The organism is Trichlorobacter sp., assembly GCF_030247655.1.
Lineage (GTDB): Bacteria > Desulfobacterota > Desulfuromonadia > Geobacterales > Pseudopelobacteraceae > Trichlorobacter.
This window is the reverse complement of sequence record NZ_JAOTRZ010000058.1, coordinates 1-15,631: the sequence shown is the minus strand read 5'-3', so window position 1 is coordinate 15,631 and position 15,631 is coordinate 1. Positions and strand designations below refer to the sequence as shown.

Here is a 15,631-nt window from a genome sequence, read left to right as displayed (position 1 = left end):
AGCATAAGACACTGATCGAGCTGTTGCATAAGCATAATTTGATATAAACTACCTCTCGCAGGTTGTTGAAAAACGTTATGAGGAAGCACGCCTACAAGGCGCGCGGAGCACAGCGACTGAGGCATAACAATTAGTTAGACGAAGAAGCGAGCACCGCGCAACGCCGTAGACGGGCTCCGCAGTAGTTTTTCAACAGCCTGCTAGCTCACGAACCTGACCTTGGAGGTTACCCAGATGAAACCGTTATCCTGTTGTATTGCCATCGCAATTTTCTTACTGCAGTCCCCCTGCCAGGCAGGTTTTCTGGACAGCCTGTCCCAAGAAATCCTGCCCCCTTCACAACAGCGTAGCAGCCTTGATACTAATGTTATCGTAAAAGGCCTCAAGGAGGCGCTGGCCACCGGCACTGAAAAGGCCGTAACAGCGGTTTCAAAGCCCGATGGCTACTTCCGTAACCAGTTGATCAAAATCCTGCTGCCGGCCAAAATCCAGCAGGTGGCAGACGTGGCAGCCAGGATCGGCTTCCAGCAACAGGTTGATACGTTTGTACTCAGCATGAACCGGGCTGCAGAAAAGGCAGCACCGCAGGCGGCCCGCTATTTTGGTAATGCCATTCGTCAGATGACGGTTGAGGATGCCAAACAGATTCTGAACGGTGGTGATACGGCAGCCACTACTTTTTTTGAGAAAAAGACCCGCGCACAACTGTTTGAGGCGTTCAAGCCAAGTGTTACCACGGCGATGAATCAGGCAGGCACTGCCCGGGCCTACAAGGAGCTGATTGGCAAGTATGAAGCCACACCTCTGGCAGCCTTTTCAGGCAAGCCTTCCCTTGACCTTGATGAGTATGTCACCAATAAAGCCCTGGATGGCCTGTTCCTGATGGTGGCAGAAGAGGAAAAAAAGATCAGAAAAGACCCGGCAGCCCGGACCACCGACCTGCTGCGCAAGGTGTTTGGAGGCAAGTAGCAGCAGGCACACAATTTAGCCAGATCATGCTTAACCTGGAATGGTAGTCATTTAGTAGCCCCTGTCCCAAGGACAGGGCATTTACCATTTCCGCTCAGACATTCCCTCTGATCTTGTCCATCACGTCCCTGCAGGGGCGGCCCTTTCGCGTTTGGATACCGTCTAAAACAAAAAAGAGGGCTGAAACTCAGCCCTCTCTCTCAATACTATACTGTTATGCAGCATTCGCTTACGCCTTACCTTTTGCAGCCCCACTTGCTTTCGTTGTTGATGATTCCTGTGCTTCCAATGCTGCCGGATCACCAACACTGGCTAACTGTTGTGCCTGTGGTGAGATAGACACGGTATCTTTTGCAGGAGCTTGCTGTTGCGTCTAAACCTGATTAGCACCAATCTTCAGAAAATCCCTCGTCCTTGAGGGGTAGGGTGAAGGGGTAAGGGTCCATTTCAGCAAACTGCTGCTCCCTCATCCAGCCTTCAGCCACCTTCTCCCTGAGGGAAAAGGGTTGATTCTGAATCTCCGTGCCAATCAGGTTTCTTAATGTCTTTTCTCGTCAATGTTGAGTTGTCAGAGATAGAGAAAACGGCTCACCCTTCCTGAACGTCGTGCCTTTCATGGATCTTAACTGCTGTTTTCAGGATAATTGTTATACCTGCCTGGTAAAACTTCCCGTCAGCTGGTTTGCCAGCTGAAGCTTCCTGTGGTACAAACATTCGCACGCAGCTGAAGCGATTCAATGACCCACTGCAGTTGTGCAGCGGCGTAGTGGGCGGTATCAACTGCAAATGTAATCAGAAATAACCCCCCAAAACGGCAATTAGCCACAAAATAACTGCTTTTTTCCGGATAAACGCAATTTCAGTCACTTTTAAATCTGAAAGGTTAAAACACCATGCAACTTGCACTACCGGTCGGCTACGACAAAGGAAAACTGTACAACCTTGACATAACAGCCATACAGCCAGACCCGGACCAGCCGCGCAAATATTTTGATGAACAGGCACTTGCTGAATTAAAGACATCCATTGAGAAGCATGGCGTGCTGCAACCGGTGCTTATGCGTCAGAATGCCGATGGTTCCCTGTTACTGGTCTCAGGTGAACGGCGTTATCAGGCATCAATACTGGCAGGTTGCAAAACCATTCCGGCTGTCTTTACCGATGGTGAACCGGCAGAGATCTCCATTGTAGAAAACCTGCTGCGTGAAAACCTGACCGCAATAGAAGAAGCAGAGGCGATAGAACGATTACGGTCACTCCATAATTACGTCCTCGCTGACCTTGCCGCCGCGCTGGGAAAATCCGATTCAACCCTTTCTGAGATTCTCTCACTTAACAAACTGCCTGCAACGGTAAAAGATGATTGCCGTAATGATCCAAAGGCAGGACGAACCATTCTGGCCCTGATAGCCCGGCAAAAAACAGATGATAAAATGCAGGCCCTTTATACCAAGTACAAGGAAAGCGGCCTTACACGTGGAGAGATCAGAAAAAAGACTGCCAAACCCAAACCAGCAGACGAAGCGATTGACCTGGCATTTGTTGATCAATTTTACGAACGCCTGTATCTGCTGGATGAAACAACGTTAAACGCTGATCAGATACAGTCGCTTAACCAGAACCTGACAAAGCTCCGCAGTATGATCTACCAGAAGATGAAGCACCTCAAGGCGTTGCCACAGACTTGAAAAAAACAGGCCATTTTAGAGTCTGTTTTGTTATAAATCAGGTGGTTAAACCATAATTCCGGCCGGCCGGAATTGCAGGTTGGTACTTTCTGGTCTGAAGGTTTTTAACGTAAATGTATGCTTTCGCAGGCAGGTATTCAGGGGATGAATCGGCTTTTTTGCCCTGAAAATGGTGAATAACAGCAAAGGATTTTTGGGTGGGGTTATTGCGGCAGTGTTGAATGAAGAGACGGATTCTGAAGAGCTAAAGCTCAAAACAGTTGAAGCTATCTCTATAGATAATCAGGTGGGGTGTTAGCTGAATTACTGGCGATTGTTGTTGGGGGGAGTGGGTTGAATGGAAAAAGTGCTTAAACTCACGCAATAAGAATGAAAAGAATGCGGGGAGTGCCCCGGGTTTCCGAGCATCTTGAGGTCTGGAATCCAGGTAGATAATCAATGAACAGGTGGTGTCTCAATGACAGACAGATCATTGCCGGTCAGCGGTTCCGTTACATTTGAAGAGCTGAAAAAGACCAATGAGCATGGCGCAGAATACTGGAGCGCCAGAGAGCTTCAGCCTCTGCTGGGGTATGGCCAGTGGCGGCGTTTTGAGGACGCAATAAAACGGGCTATGACCTCTTGCCAACAATCAGGAAACGATCCTGACCATCATTTTGCCGGCGCCGGCAAAATGATCGCAACTGGAAGAGGAGCGGTTCGAGAGGTTTCCGATTTCCATCTTGCGCGCTTTGCCTGTTACCTGATCGCCCAGAACGGCGACCCGCGCAAGCCGGAAATTGCAGCAGCGCAGAAGTATTTCGCCATCCAGGCGCGTCGTCAGGAAATTTCCGACGCTTTGGCGGCTGATCTTGAACGGCTGGAAATACGCAAGCAGGCCAGCGAGGAGTTCAAGGCCCTTTCCGGAGCAGCCAGAGAAGCTGGCGTACAGGACAGAATGTTCGGCATTTTTCACGATGCCGGATACAAGGGACTGTATGGCGGACTTGGCAATGAAGGGATAAAACAGCGTAAGGGTATCCCCAAAAAAGACAACCTGATGGACAGGATGGATACCACTGAACTGGCCGCTAATCAGTTCCGCATGACGCAGACCCGCGACAAGCTTGCCCGTACACCGGCAAAGGACCAGCAGCAGGCGATCCGCACGCATGAAGCTGTGGGCAGGGAGGTGCGCGAGGCGATCAAGCGTATCGGTGGTGCCATGCCGGAAACTATCCCGCCTGCCGAGCATATCAGCATTGTCGAGAAGCGGATCAAGAGCACGCCTCCGCTTCTTGAGCTTGACGGCAACGATGCACAGGGGTTGGTCAGGACGGATGGGGAGTGATGAGATTTGACCGATCACCTTGACAAAGCAAAGTGCTCATGAAACATCAGCCGGATTCGTAGCAAGGAAAGATGTCAGGAGATGGAGTCGCATTAAGTGGTTGAGTTAGAAAACCGGGAAGTCCCGGGTTTCTCTCTTAAGTTTGCTTATATCAGGACGCAAATATTAATTGCTGCCCCTGCTACAGAGTTAAGTGTTATCGAAGGAATTCAAATTTTCTTTACAGGACATCAATATGATGAGCAGCAAAGAGAAAAAAGAGCTTAGTGAAACAGACGTCTGTCGTCTGTTCATTACCCCGGCGATAACAACTGCAGGCTGGGACCCAATGAAGCAGATTCGGCAGGAAGTAACGCTAACTCCTGGTCCAATAATCGTTCGTGGCAATGTTTCCTCACGTAACAAGAAAAAGAAGAAGTTTGCCGACTACGTGCTCTACTGGGAACCGGGCGTTCCCGTCGCTGTTGTCGAAGCCAAGGACAACAACCACACTGTTAGTCACGGCATCCAACAGGCGTTGGGTTATGCCGAAATACTGGAAGTCCCCAGCGCCTTCAGCTCCAATGGTGATGCCTTTGCGTCACACAACAAAGTCCCAGCCACAGGGGAAGATATCGAGACCGAGTTTGCCCTCGAAGCGTTTCCCCCGCCGCAGGATTTGTGGAAGCGTTATAAATCATTCCGTGGGATCGAAGATCAGGCTGAAGAACTGGTCGTTCAACCCTACTACGAAGCTGCTTCTGGTGGTAAGGAACCTCGCTACTATCAGGTCGAAGCGATCAATCGCACGGTGGAGGCGGTTGCCAGCGGACAACGGCGGGTACTGCTCGTCATGGCCACCGGCACTGGGAAAACCTACACAACCTTCCAGATCATCTGGCGACTGTGGAAGGCAGGGAAGGTCAAGCGCATCCTCTTTTTGGCGGATAGAAACATTCTCGTCGATCAGACCCTCGTCAACGACTTCAAGCCCTTCGGCTCGGTCATGACAAAGATAAAGAACCGGAAGATCGACCCGTCCTACGAAATCTATCTTGGCCTGTATCAAGCCATCACCGGCCCTGATGAAGAGGACAAGATATTCAGGAACGTCTCCCGCGAATTTTTCGACATGATCGTCATCGACGAATGCCACCGGGGCAGCGCGGCAGATGATTCTGCCTGGCGCGAAATCCTCGACTATTTCTCCGGCGCCGTACAGGTCGGCCTTACCGCCACCCCCAAAGAAACCGAATACGTATCCAACATCACCTACTTTGGTGAACCGGTGTATACCTACAGCCTCAAGCAGGGGATTGAAGATGGGTTCTTGGCGCCGTATAAAGTTGTGCGCATCGATATCGACAAGGACATTCACGGTTGGACGCCACCACCAGGAATGAAAGATGATCTTGGCCAGGAGATCGAGCAGCGCGAATACAACCAGAAGGATATGGACCGCATTCTGGTACTGAATCAGCGCACCAAGCTGGTCGCCAACCGGGTCATGCAGTATCTACGTGCCACCGATCCCTATTCCAAGACTATCATTTTCTGCCAGGACATCGACCACGCCGAGCGGATGCGTGTGGCCATTGTCAACGCCGCAGGGCAACTCGCCCTGGACAACCCCAAATACGTCATGCGTATCACCGGTGACAGCGTTGAAGGCAAAGCCGAGCTGGATAACTTCATCGACCCGGAAAGCAAGTTCCCGGTTATCGCTACCACCTCTGAGTTGCTGACCACTGGCGTTGACGCCAAGACCTGCAAACTTATCGTGCTGGATAAAACCATCAGCTCCATGACCATCTTTAAGCAGATCATCGGTCGCGGCACCCGCATCGACGAAGAGAACAACAAGTGGTTTTTCACCATCATGGACTTCAAGAAGGCCACTGCGCTGTTCCGCGATCCCGACTTCGACGGTGAACCGGTGGTGATCTATGAACCGGGCGATGACGATGATCCTGTTCCGCCCGATCCGCCACCCGAAGAGGGAGACGACGATGATGATGATGATGACGGCGGTGGAGAAGGGGCGATTAAAATCCGTGTCAGCAATGTGCCCGCTATAATAATTGCCGAACGCATCGAATACATCGGCCCGGACGGCACCTTGATTACGGAGTCCTATAAAGATTTTACGCGGAAGCAAATTCAATCCGAATATGCTTCGCTGGATCAGTTTCTGTATCGGTGGAACGGTGCCAAGAAAAAACAGGCCATCATCGAGGAGCTGGAAGAGTACGGCATCGTCTTAGAAAACCTCGCCGCCGAAATTGGCAAGGAGTATGGCGACTTCGACCTTATTTGCCATATTGCTTACGGTCAACCGCCGCTCACCCGGCAGGAGCGGGCCTACAAGGTTAAGAAGCGCGATTATTTCACCAAATACGGCGAGCAGGCCAGAGCCGTGCTCACCGCGCTGCTGGACAAATATGCCGACGAAGGGGTCGGCACCCTGGAAAGCGCCAAGGTTCTGCGTCTGGACCCTTTTAAGGCCATGGGCACCCCCGTAGAAATCATCAACAACATCTTTGGCGGCAAAGACAAATTTGACAACGCCATCCAGGAACTGGAGCAAGAGTTGTTTAAAGAGGAAAAAACTGCATGAGTAATGTTTCCGGCATCATCAAATCCATCCAGGACATCATGCGCAAGGATGTCGGCGTTGACGGTGACGCCCAGCGCATCAGCCAGTTGGTCTGGATGTTCTTTCTCAAAATATTCGACGACCGCGAAGCTGAACTGGAACTTCTGGAAGACGACTACACCTCGCCGCTTCCGACGCACCTGCGCTGGCGCGCCTGGGCTAAAGACCCGGAAGGGATTACCGGCGATGCCCTGTCGGACTTTATTAACAGTCAGCTTTTTCCCACCTTGAAGGAAAAGCTGGTCACCCATGGCCCGACTGCCGAGCGAGCCAAGGTTATTCGAAGCATGTTCGAAGATGCCTACAACTACATGAAGTCCGGTACGCTGATTCGCCAGGTGATCAACAAAATCAGTGAAATCGACTTCAATAACAGCGGCGACCGCCATACCTTCGGCACCATCTACGAACAGATCCTGCGCGACCTGCAAAGCGCCGGTAATGCGGGTGAGTTCTACACCCCCCGCGCCGTCACCCGCTTCATCGTCAACCGTGTCGATCCCAAGCTGGAAGAAACCGTACTCGATCCGGCCTGCGGCACCGGCGGCTTTCTCACCTGCACCATCGATCACAAACGCGATCAGTACGTCAAAACCAAGGAAGACGAAGAGACGCTGATTGCGTCCATCCGTGGCGTTGAGAAAAAGGCCATGCCGCACATGCTGGCGGTCACCAACATGATCCTGCATGGCATCGACACCCCAACCAATATCCGCCACGACAACACCCTGAGCCGCCCCTACAAGGATTACGGCAACGCCGACCGGGTCAACGTCATCGTCACCAACCCGCCCTTCGGCGGTATGGAAGAAGACGGCATCGAGAACAACTTCCCAGCCACCTACCGCACCAGGGAGACGGCCGACCTGTTCATGGCGCTGATCATCAAACTGCTCAAGGAAAAAGGCCGCGCCGCCGTGGTCCTGCCCGATGGTTTCCTGTTTGGCGAGGGGATGAAGACCCGTCTCAAGCAGGCGCTCTTGGAAGAGTGCAACCTGCACACCATCGTCCGCCTCCCCAACGGCGTGTTCAATCCCTACACCGGCATCAAGACCAATATCCTGTTCTTCACCAAGGGGCAGCCGACCAAGCATGTCTGGTATTACGAACACCCCTATCCGGATGGCGTCAAGAACTACAACAAAACCAAGCCGATGCGTTTTGAGGAGTTTCAGGCTGAGATCGACTGGTGGGGGAACGAGGCCGACGGCTTCAAGTCCCGCGTGCAGACCGAGCAGGCCTGGCAGGTGCCGTTGGCCAACATCGTCAGCCGCAACTACAACCTGGACATCAAGAATCCCCATGTGGGCGAGCAGATCAGCCACGATCCGGATGAATTGCTGGCGAATTACCATACCATCATGACCGATGTGGCCCGCATCCGGCAGCGGCTGAAACAGGAACTGATGGCGGCGCTGGAAAGGGAATGATATTTACGTAGGGGCAGGTTCCAAACCTGCCCGGTTTAACAAAATACGAAACAAGGGCGGGTTTAGACCGCGAAATAATGGGCGGGTTTGGAACCCGCCCCTACAGGAAATATATGAACACAATAACAACCATCACCGACAACCTCGAACTCTGGACCTCGGCGCTGCTCAGCAAATCCACGGCTGGTCGCGGTAGTAATGGCAAGCTGGAAGCCTACGGGATCAAGAAATTGCGTGAGTTGATTTTGGAGTTGGCGGTGCGTGGCAAGCTGGTGCCGCAGGACCCGAATGATGAGCCGGCGAGCGCGCTGTTGCAAAGAATCGCACAAGAGAAAGCACGATTGATTAAAGAAGGTGTGATCAGAAGAGAGCCTTGTCATTCCGAAATTATCGACGAAGAAAGGCCGTATCAGCTTCCCACAAGCTGGGGGTGGGTGAGGCTTACTGACGTCTACTACTCAATCTCGCCGTCCGGTAAGAAACTAAAATCCTCGGAAATTATCAACGTGGGGACATATCCTGTAGTCGATCAAGGCCAGTCGTATATTGCCGGCTATACAAATGAGGCAGGTTTGTTGATAACTATCCCAGGCCCCGTTATAATTTTTGGCGATCACACGACTGAAATTAAGTACGTAGATTTTGATTTTGTAGCAGGTGCTGATGGTACAAAAATTCTTCGCCCCTATCTGATGTGTGAGAGATTTTTCTACACGTACTTGAAGAGCTACAAGCTAGAAGACAGAGGGTACACGCGGCATTTCAAGGTGCTGAACGAGAATCTCATGGCTCTCCCTCCCCTTGCCGAACAATACCGCATCGTCGCCAAAGTCGATGAACTAATGGCCCTGTGCGACCAACTGGAGCAGCAACAAACCAACAATATCGAAGCCCACCAAACCCTGGTAGAAGTCGTGCTCGGCACACTCACCAGCGTCGAATCACCACAAGAACTGACCGAAGCCTGGAACCGCATCGGCGACCACTTTGACACCCTGTTCACCACCGAACAGAGTATCGACCAACTCAAACAGACCATCCTCCAACTCGCCGTCATGGGTAAGCTTGTGCCGCAAGATCCTGATGATGAGCCGGCGAGTGTGTTGTTGAAGAAGCTCAAGAGTAAACTCAAACCCAAGAAATTATCGGCAGATTACGAGGATGCGCCCTTCAAGCTTCCAACAGGATGGGCATGGCTAAGGCTAGGTGAACTTGGAGAGATTTTCGGCGGTGGGACTCCAAGCAAATCGAATCCAAAATTTTGGTGCGGTCAGATTCCGTGGGTATCCCCGAAAGATATGAAGGTGGACTTTATATCCTCATCTCAAGATACAATTTCTGAAGAGGCGCTAAATGGATCAGCAGTTAAGCTGATTCCAGCGGGAAGTCTCTTGATTGTTGTAAGAGGTATGATCTTGGCGCATTCGTTCCCGGTTGCAATTACAAGAGCCCCGGTGACTGTTAATCAGGACATGAAAGCGATTGTATTTAGTGGTTTCGACCAGAACTTTGTGCTGCTCATGGTCAAGGCGTTTAAGGATAGCTTTGTTGCTATGGTAGATCTCTCAACGCATGGGACATGCAAGCTGGTATCTGAGAAATTATGGGCAAAAAAGTTACCAATACCTCCTCTCGCCGAACAACACCACATCGTTGCCAAAGTCGATGAACTCATGTCCCTGTGCGACGCCCTCAAAGCTCGCCTCGCCGCCGCCCAAACCACCCAAATCCACCTTGCCGACACCATCGTCGAGCAGGCTGTGGCATAGCAAACAGAACATGGCAGATCGATACGACACATCACAACTTCCTGAAGACCAGTACGAACCCGGCTCCAACGGTACGGTACTGCGCAACCTGCTCGGAATAACAGATCCGGCCGAGATGGAACTTCACGAGACAGCAGAGTTGTGGGTAGTTCAGGGAAAACTGTTTGAAGAGGTTTCACCGGATCAGTCATTTACCGTTGCCGACATTTGCCAGATGCATAAAAGTTGGCTTGGAAATATTTATCCGTGGGCGGGAGTTCCCCGTAGTGTGAATCTGAGTAAAGACGGATTTAACTTTGCCATGGCGAGAGTTATCCCGACGCTTTTGGATGAATTTGAGGCGAAGCAATTACGCCCTTGCACTCCCTGCCGGTTCAGCAGCAACGATGCAATCGCCCATGCGTTGGCAGAAGTACATGTGGAGTTGATGCTGATACATCCGTTTCGTGAAGGGAACGGGCGCTTAGGGCGGCTTTTGGCGACGTTAATGGCTTTGCAGGCAGGGTTACCGCAACTGGAATTCAGCGATATGATCGGTTTTCGGCGAGAGGAGTATTTTGCTGCCGTACGTGCCGGCTTAGACCGGAATTATCAACCGATGAAGAAGATGTTTAGTGACGTGATCGAGAGGTCTGTGTGGCTTTGGAATGAACAGTGACCTTGTCGGCATGGACAAAGCAGCCGGTTTTGGCATTACGCTTGACCATGATCCCTTCGATGGCGGACGATGTCTCAATATTGCGAGCCATCGCTTCTTCCCGCTTTTTGGGATTTATTAGATACGGATTGGTTTCGAGCAGGGACTTTTTCATAGGCGCAGTATACCTTAATTCGAGTAGAAACGTGAGCGAAAAGTGACCACTAGACCCCCAGTCTAGTGCGTCAATCATCCCAGGAAATACGCATAGGGAAGAGTCATAACCAGGTGAACCAGAGGCCTACCCGTGGCCATTCCCTTATTGTCAGTTGAAAATAGACAGACCACTTGCGCCGAAAACATGGTCGAAGAAGATGGTGTGACAAGAATGCTCTATAACGAAACTGATAGCGGGGAGCTTACACGAAAGGCCGTCACTCTTTTGGCAGAGGCCACCGCGTTGCAGGGAACGCTGCATTTGCCCGGAGTACGCGATGATTATCGATCCCGGTTGGAGCAGGTTGTTCTGTTGGCCACAAGGGCACTGGACAACGCGGGGGAGAGCCAAGAGGTTGCGTTGCTCCAATGGGTGCTGGTTCAGGCTTTCGGGGCCCGGGCAGAGGATGCGCGCTATGGTGCCGGGCAGCTCTCTCGCGGTTCTCAGCGGGCACCCACATTGGAAGATTGCGAAGACGGCTGGCAGCGAGTAGAGCAGATCGCGTGCACTGCAGAAGATGCGGCATTTGAGGCCGCACGTTTTTCCCGGCTACTTGATACGGACAAAGCGAGAGAGATTGCCTGCAGAGCTGAAGTTGCTGGAAAAGCCGCCAGGCAAATCATTCTGGAGCGGAACCGCGCCTATACGTTCCATGCCGATCCCTGCTTCTCGTTTGGCGAAGGCTGGTACCTGACTGCTGCGGCACTGTTTGCCGGCCTTTCCATTCAGATCAGACCTGGCGCTGTCCAGGAATTGCAAGCCAGAAGATTCCTTTTCGATGCCGGGTTAGAAGGTTCCCTTCGCCCCTATCGGTCTCGTCCGGCCAGCCCCAAGCATCTGACTCATATCATTGCCGAGGCTTTTCGAGCCGACGCACCAGGAGCACAGCGTACCCTGCGCGCAGGCTTTCTGGGAGACGAAGCGCCATCGGCTGCCTTACTATCATGGATCGATGGCAAGCTGGGGGGAAAGCCGGAACAGAAGGTACTGCTGTGGGTGCGAACAGGTGACCACCATGCCCAGCGAAATACCTGTTTTGATGAGTTGCGTCAGCTTTCTGAACTGGTAGTGAGTGCCGGACTCATCCCCCTGTTTTTCGGTGATAATGTCCCTCTGGAGCTTGTTCCGCCAAGCGCAGTCAACCTGACCCTGTGCTGGAAAGAGCCGCTCTTCCAGGGGCCGGACATGCGTCGGGCTCAACTGCACCTGTTTGAAGAGTTGAGATGCCGCCACGGTCTGGTGGGCCAGATTGGCGTTACCACTGCCGGCATGGATGGACCGGCGCTTATGGGATTGCCCACCCTGTATCTCACACAGGAACGCAATGTCCGACTGGGCAAGTGGGTGGGAGCTGTTCCGGGATATCAAGAAGTCGTGCGGGAGCCGGGCTATTTTGAAATCATTCGCACCACCCTGCATCATTGGCAGCAGTGACCCCGGAAGGAATTCCGGGGATAGCATACGCCTCTTGTACAAACACACTTTAGCTTGTATTAGAGTGGTGAAACAGATACAAATTCACGTGAATAGATATGGTGTGATGAAAGGTTGCGATGAAGCTGTTTTCTACAGTATCAATACGGGCACAACTGGTTTTGATCACCCTGATCATTGCCTTGCCTGCCATTGTTATTATTATCTATCTGGGGGTTCATCAGCGTAAGACCGCTGTTGATGACGCCTATCAGCTTACCCGCCTGGTTGCCGAACGGATCTCTTCAGAACAAAAGAATACGGCTGCAGCTGCTGAACAGCTGCTGGTAACGCTTGCGCAGATGCCGGAGATCAGGCAGCAGAACCGGGGTAGAGTGCAACACCTGCTGCGTACACTCAATGAGCTGAACCCTCAGTATTCCAATATCCTGGTGACCGACCTGACCGGCAAGACCTGGGCTGCGGTTTTCATGCCGCCTCCACCTTCCATGCTTGATGACCGGCGTTATTTCAAAAACGCCATCTCAAGCGGACGTCTTTCATCCGGTGAATATGTTGTCAGTAAGAGCATGACCAACAAGCCGGTCTTTCACTTTGCCTATCCCTACCGTGATACGGCAGGCAAGATTGCTGGCGTCATTGTGGTTGCTTTCAGGCTGGACACCTATTCAACGGTCTTAAAAAACAGTCCGTTGCCCGAAGGTACCAATTTTCTGTTGCTGGACCATGCCGGTGTGATTTTACACCGTGCCCTGGAGCCGGAAAAGATTATCGGCAAGAAATATCCGGTAGCCTCCTTTAACGAGATGGTGTCCGGTTCGGATGAACATTCTCACAAGGGGACAGGCTCATTCGGGGACGAACGGTTTATCAGTTACCGTAAAATACGCCTGCAGGGTGAAGTAGTCCCGTACATGTATGTGCGGGTCGGTGTTCCTGTCAAATCAACTCTTGCGGCAGCCGATCAAACCATACTGAAGAGTATTGCGTTTTTCGGGGCATTCCTGTTCGGGGCAGTTTTTCTTGCCTATCTGGTTGGTAAGCGGTCCATTGTTGATCGTATTATGTTGTTGCAAAATGCTTCTCAACGCCTTGCAAGGGGCGATATGCAGGTTTCAATAGCCAGTGCTGTTTCCGGGGGAGAGCTGGGGGGGCTGGCGGAAAGTTTTGATACCATGGCCCGGCAACTTGCTGAACGGGAACAGGTAATACGCGAGAGTGAAGCCCGTTTGAGGAGTATTACGGATTCTGCCCAGGATGCCATTATAATGATGGACTCCTGCGGGGTGATAACCTTCTGGAATCCGGCAGCTGAGACAATTCTTGGCTACCCGGCTGAGGAGGCATTAGGAAAGAACTTGCACGAACTTTTGGCACCCTTACGCTACCAGGGAGCACAAAAGGCCGCCTTTGCAGAATTTGTCCAGACCGGTCGCGGCCATGCTGTTGGTAAAACCATTGAACTGTCTGCGATGCATAAGGATGGTCATGAACTGCCTGTTTCGCTTTCGTTGTCTGCGGTTTTTCAGGATGGGGCCTGGCATGCTGTCGGGATTCTTAGGGATATTACAGGGCTTAAACAGTATCAGGAAGAGCTGCTGGAGGCCCGACACTCTGCTGAAGCCGCCAACCGGGCCAAGAGTGAATTTCTGGCCAATATGAGCCATGAAATCCGTACGCCGATGAATGGCGTTATTGGCATGACCCAGCTTTTACGTTTCACCCAGCCCACCAAAGAACAGGAAGAGTATCTGGATAACCTGGAACTCTCCTGCAAAAATCTGCTTGAATTGATCAATGATATCCTGGATCTCTCAAAGATTGAGTCAGGCAGGCTGGAGCTGGAGTCTGCAGCCTTTTCCTTGCGACGTTGTATTCATGAGGTGCTGGCTAACCAGGCTTCGCGTATTGAGCAGAAAGGTCTTCAGCTTGTTGTTGACCTTGATGAACAGGTCCCAGAACTTGTGTTGGGTGACTCCCTGCGTTTTAAACAGATTCTGCTCAATCTGCTGGGGAATGCTATTAAATTTACGGAAACGGGCAGCATAGCTGTTACTGGTATGGTTATTTCGAGGATGGATCAAGGCTGTGTCTTCAGGCTTCAGGTGAGTGACACCGGCATCGGTATGACTGCCGAAGCCCTGGAAAGAATCTTCAACTCCTTTGAACAGGCTGACAGTTCAACCACTCGTATCTACGGTGGTAGTGGCCTTGGGCTTTCCATCTGTAGACGTCTTGCCGAGTTAATGGGAGGACGTATCTGGGCTGAGTCAATTTCCGGTAAGGGGTCAACTTTTTTTGTTGAGTTGCCTTTTGTTATTCAGCCGTATGCCGGCGAAGAGAGTCTGACACCTGCTTGCCAGGTTTTACCGGGTGTCATGCGATCATTAAAGGTTCTGCTTGCTGAAGATAACAAGATGAATGCAGATACCATCATCGCCATGCTCAGGCGGATGGGCCATGAAGTTAATGTTGCATCCAATGGACGTGAAGCCCTGGAAAAATGGCATGCTTCGGCTGTTCACTGTGTTTTGATGGATATTCAGATGCCGGTTATGGACGGGTATCTTGCGGCAGCAACCATGCGGGAGCAGGAACAGAAGATGGGGGGGCATACACCGATTATTGCCATGACCGCCCATGCATTACACGGTGACCGTGAACGGTTTTTGGCTGAAGGGTTTGACGGCTATGTCTCAAAACCGGTGGATATGCAGATTCTGGCGGAAGAGCTGCGGAGAGTGACTTCGATCTGATCAGTTGAAGGGATAGGAATAGAAAAGGACAGGCCGTATGAGCCTGTCCTTTTCTGTTTAAGGGAGCATCCCTTTCTTGTTTCTAACGATTGTTGCGATGCACCAGTGAGGCGCCGATAAACGCTCTGAAAAGCGGATGGGGTACCAGCGGTTTTGATTTGAATTCCGGGTGGAACTGGCAGGCCAGGAACCAGGGATGATCCGGCAGTTCAATGATCTCAACCAGATCTTTTTGCTGGTTGATGCCTGAAAGCACCAGGCCTTTGGAGGTCATCATCTCGCGGAAACTGTTGTTGAATTCATAGCGGTGCCGGTGCCGTTCCGAGATGTCTGCATCATTGTAGGCATCAAACGCCTTGGTCCCTTTGGTAACGGTGCAGGGACAGGCACCCAGACGCATGGTACCACCCTTTTTATTGACGGACTTCTGCTCTTCCATCAGGTGGATAACCGGCTCTTTGCAATCAGTCTTAAATTCTGTTGAGTTTGCCTTTTTCAGACCACAGACGTTACGGGCAAATTCTATTGCCGCCATCTGCATCCCCAGACAGATGCCAAAGAACGGAATTTGTTTGCTGCGGGCATACTCAATGGCCAGAACCTTGCCTTCAGTCCCGCGTTCGCCAAAGCCACCCGGCACCAGTACGCCATCCACATCATCCAGCCAGCCTTCTACGCCGCTCTCTTCAATTTTCTCTGCATCCACATATTTGAGGTAGACACGACAGTCGTTGGCAATGCCGCCGTGGGTCAGCGCCTCTGCCAG

The 15,631-nt window shown here is 51.8% G+C and carries 11 protein-coding genes; 10 read left to right on the top strand and 1 reads right to left on the bottom strand.

Annotated elements, in window-relative coordinates; all coding sequences use genetic code 11:
• Nucleotides 1–234 precede the first annotated feature (234 nt).
• From OEL57_RS07260 to OEL57_RS07215, 10 genes are all read left to right on the top strand, one after another.
• A complete protein-coding gene (locus OEL57_RS07260) occupies nt 235–969 on the top strand; it encodes a DUF4197 domain-containing protein (protein WP_300739069.1) in 735 nt (244 codons plus the stop codon).
• Nucleotides 970–1,862: 893 nt separating this feature from the next.
• A complete protein-coding gene (locus tag OEL57_RS07255) occupies nt 1,863–2,657 on the top strand; it encodes a ParB/RepB/Spo0J family partition protein (RefSeq protein ID WP_300739068.1) in 795 nt (264 codons plus the stop codon).
• Nucleotides 2,658–3,114: 457 nt separating this feature from the next.
• A complete protein-coding gene (gene dinD, locus OEL57_RS07250; RefSeq protein ID WP_300739066.1) occupies nt 3,115–3,987 on the top strand; it encodes a DNA damage-inducible protein D in 873 nt (290 codons plus the stop codon).
• Nucleotides 3,988–4,083: 96 nt separating this feature from the next.
• Complete coding sequence (locus OEL57_RS07245) at nt 4,084–4,254, top strand: hypothetical protein (protein WP_300739063.1); 171 nt, start codon at nt 4,084–4,086, stop codon at nt 4,252–4,254.
• The gene (gene hsdR / locus OEL57_RS07240) at nt 4,226–6,583 is read left to right on the top strand and encodes an EcoAI/FtnUII family type I restriction enzme subunit R (RefSeq protein ID WP_349255198.1); all 2,358 of its coding nucleotides are present in this window, start codon (nt 4,226–4,228) and stop codon (nt 6,581–6,583) included. The genes OEL57_RS07245 and hsdR overlap by 29 nt, the downstream gene beginning before the upstream one ends.
• The gene (locus OEL57_RS07235) at nt 6,580–8,052 is read left to right on the top strand and encodes a type I restriction-modification system subunit M (RefSeq protein ID WP_300739058.1); all 1,473 of its coding nucleotides are present in this window, start codon (nt 6,580–6,582) and stop codon (nt 8,050–8,052) included. The genes hsdR and OEL57_RS07235 overlap by 4 nt, the downstream gene beginning before the upstream one ends.
• 113 nt (nt 8,053–8,165) lie before the next feature.
• Nucleotides 8,166–9,821, top strand: a complete 1,656-nt coding sequence (locus OEL57_RS07230; RefSeq protein WP_300739056.1) for a restriction endonuclease subunit S — start codon at nt 8,166–8,168, stop codon at nt 9,819–9,821.
• Between the two features lie 10 nt (nt 9,822–9,831).
• A complete protein-coding gene (locus OEL57_RS07225; protein ID WP_300739053.1) occupies nt 9,832–10,479 on the top strand; it encodes a Fic/DOC family protein in 648 nt (215 codons plus the stop codon).
• Between the two features lie 367 nt (nt 10,480–10,846).
• Nucleotides 10,847–12,109, top strand: coding sequence for a hypothetical protein (locus OEL57_RS07220; RefSeq protein ID WP_300739050.1), 1,263 nt, complete (start codon nt 10,847–10,849; stop codon nt 12,107–12,109).
• A gap of 119 nt (nt 12,110–12,228) precedes the next feature.
• Nucleotides 12,229–14,865: an ATP-binding protein gene (locus tag OEL57_RS07215; protein ID WP_300739048.1), complete on the top strand. Its 2,637-nt coding sequence runs from the start codon at nt 12,229–12,231 to the stop codon at nt 14,863–14,865.
• An 82-nt stretch (nt 14,866–14,947) separates the two neighbouring features.
• Here OEL57_RS07215 and OEL57_RS07210 read toward each other — a convergent pair.
• Nucleotides 14,948–15,631, bottom strand: a 684-nt coding sequence (locus OEL57_RS07210; RefSeq protein WP_300739046.1) for a CTP synthase, incomplete at its 5' end; no start/stop codon positions are given.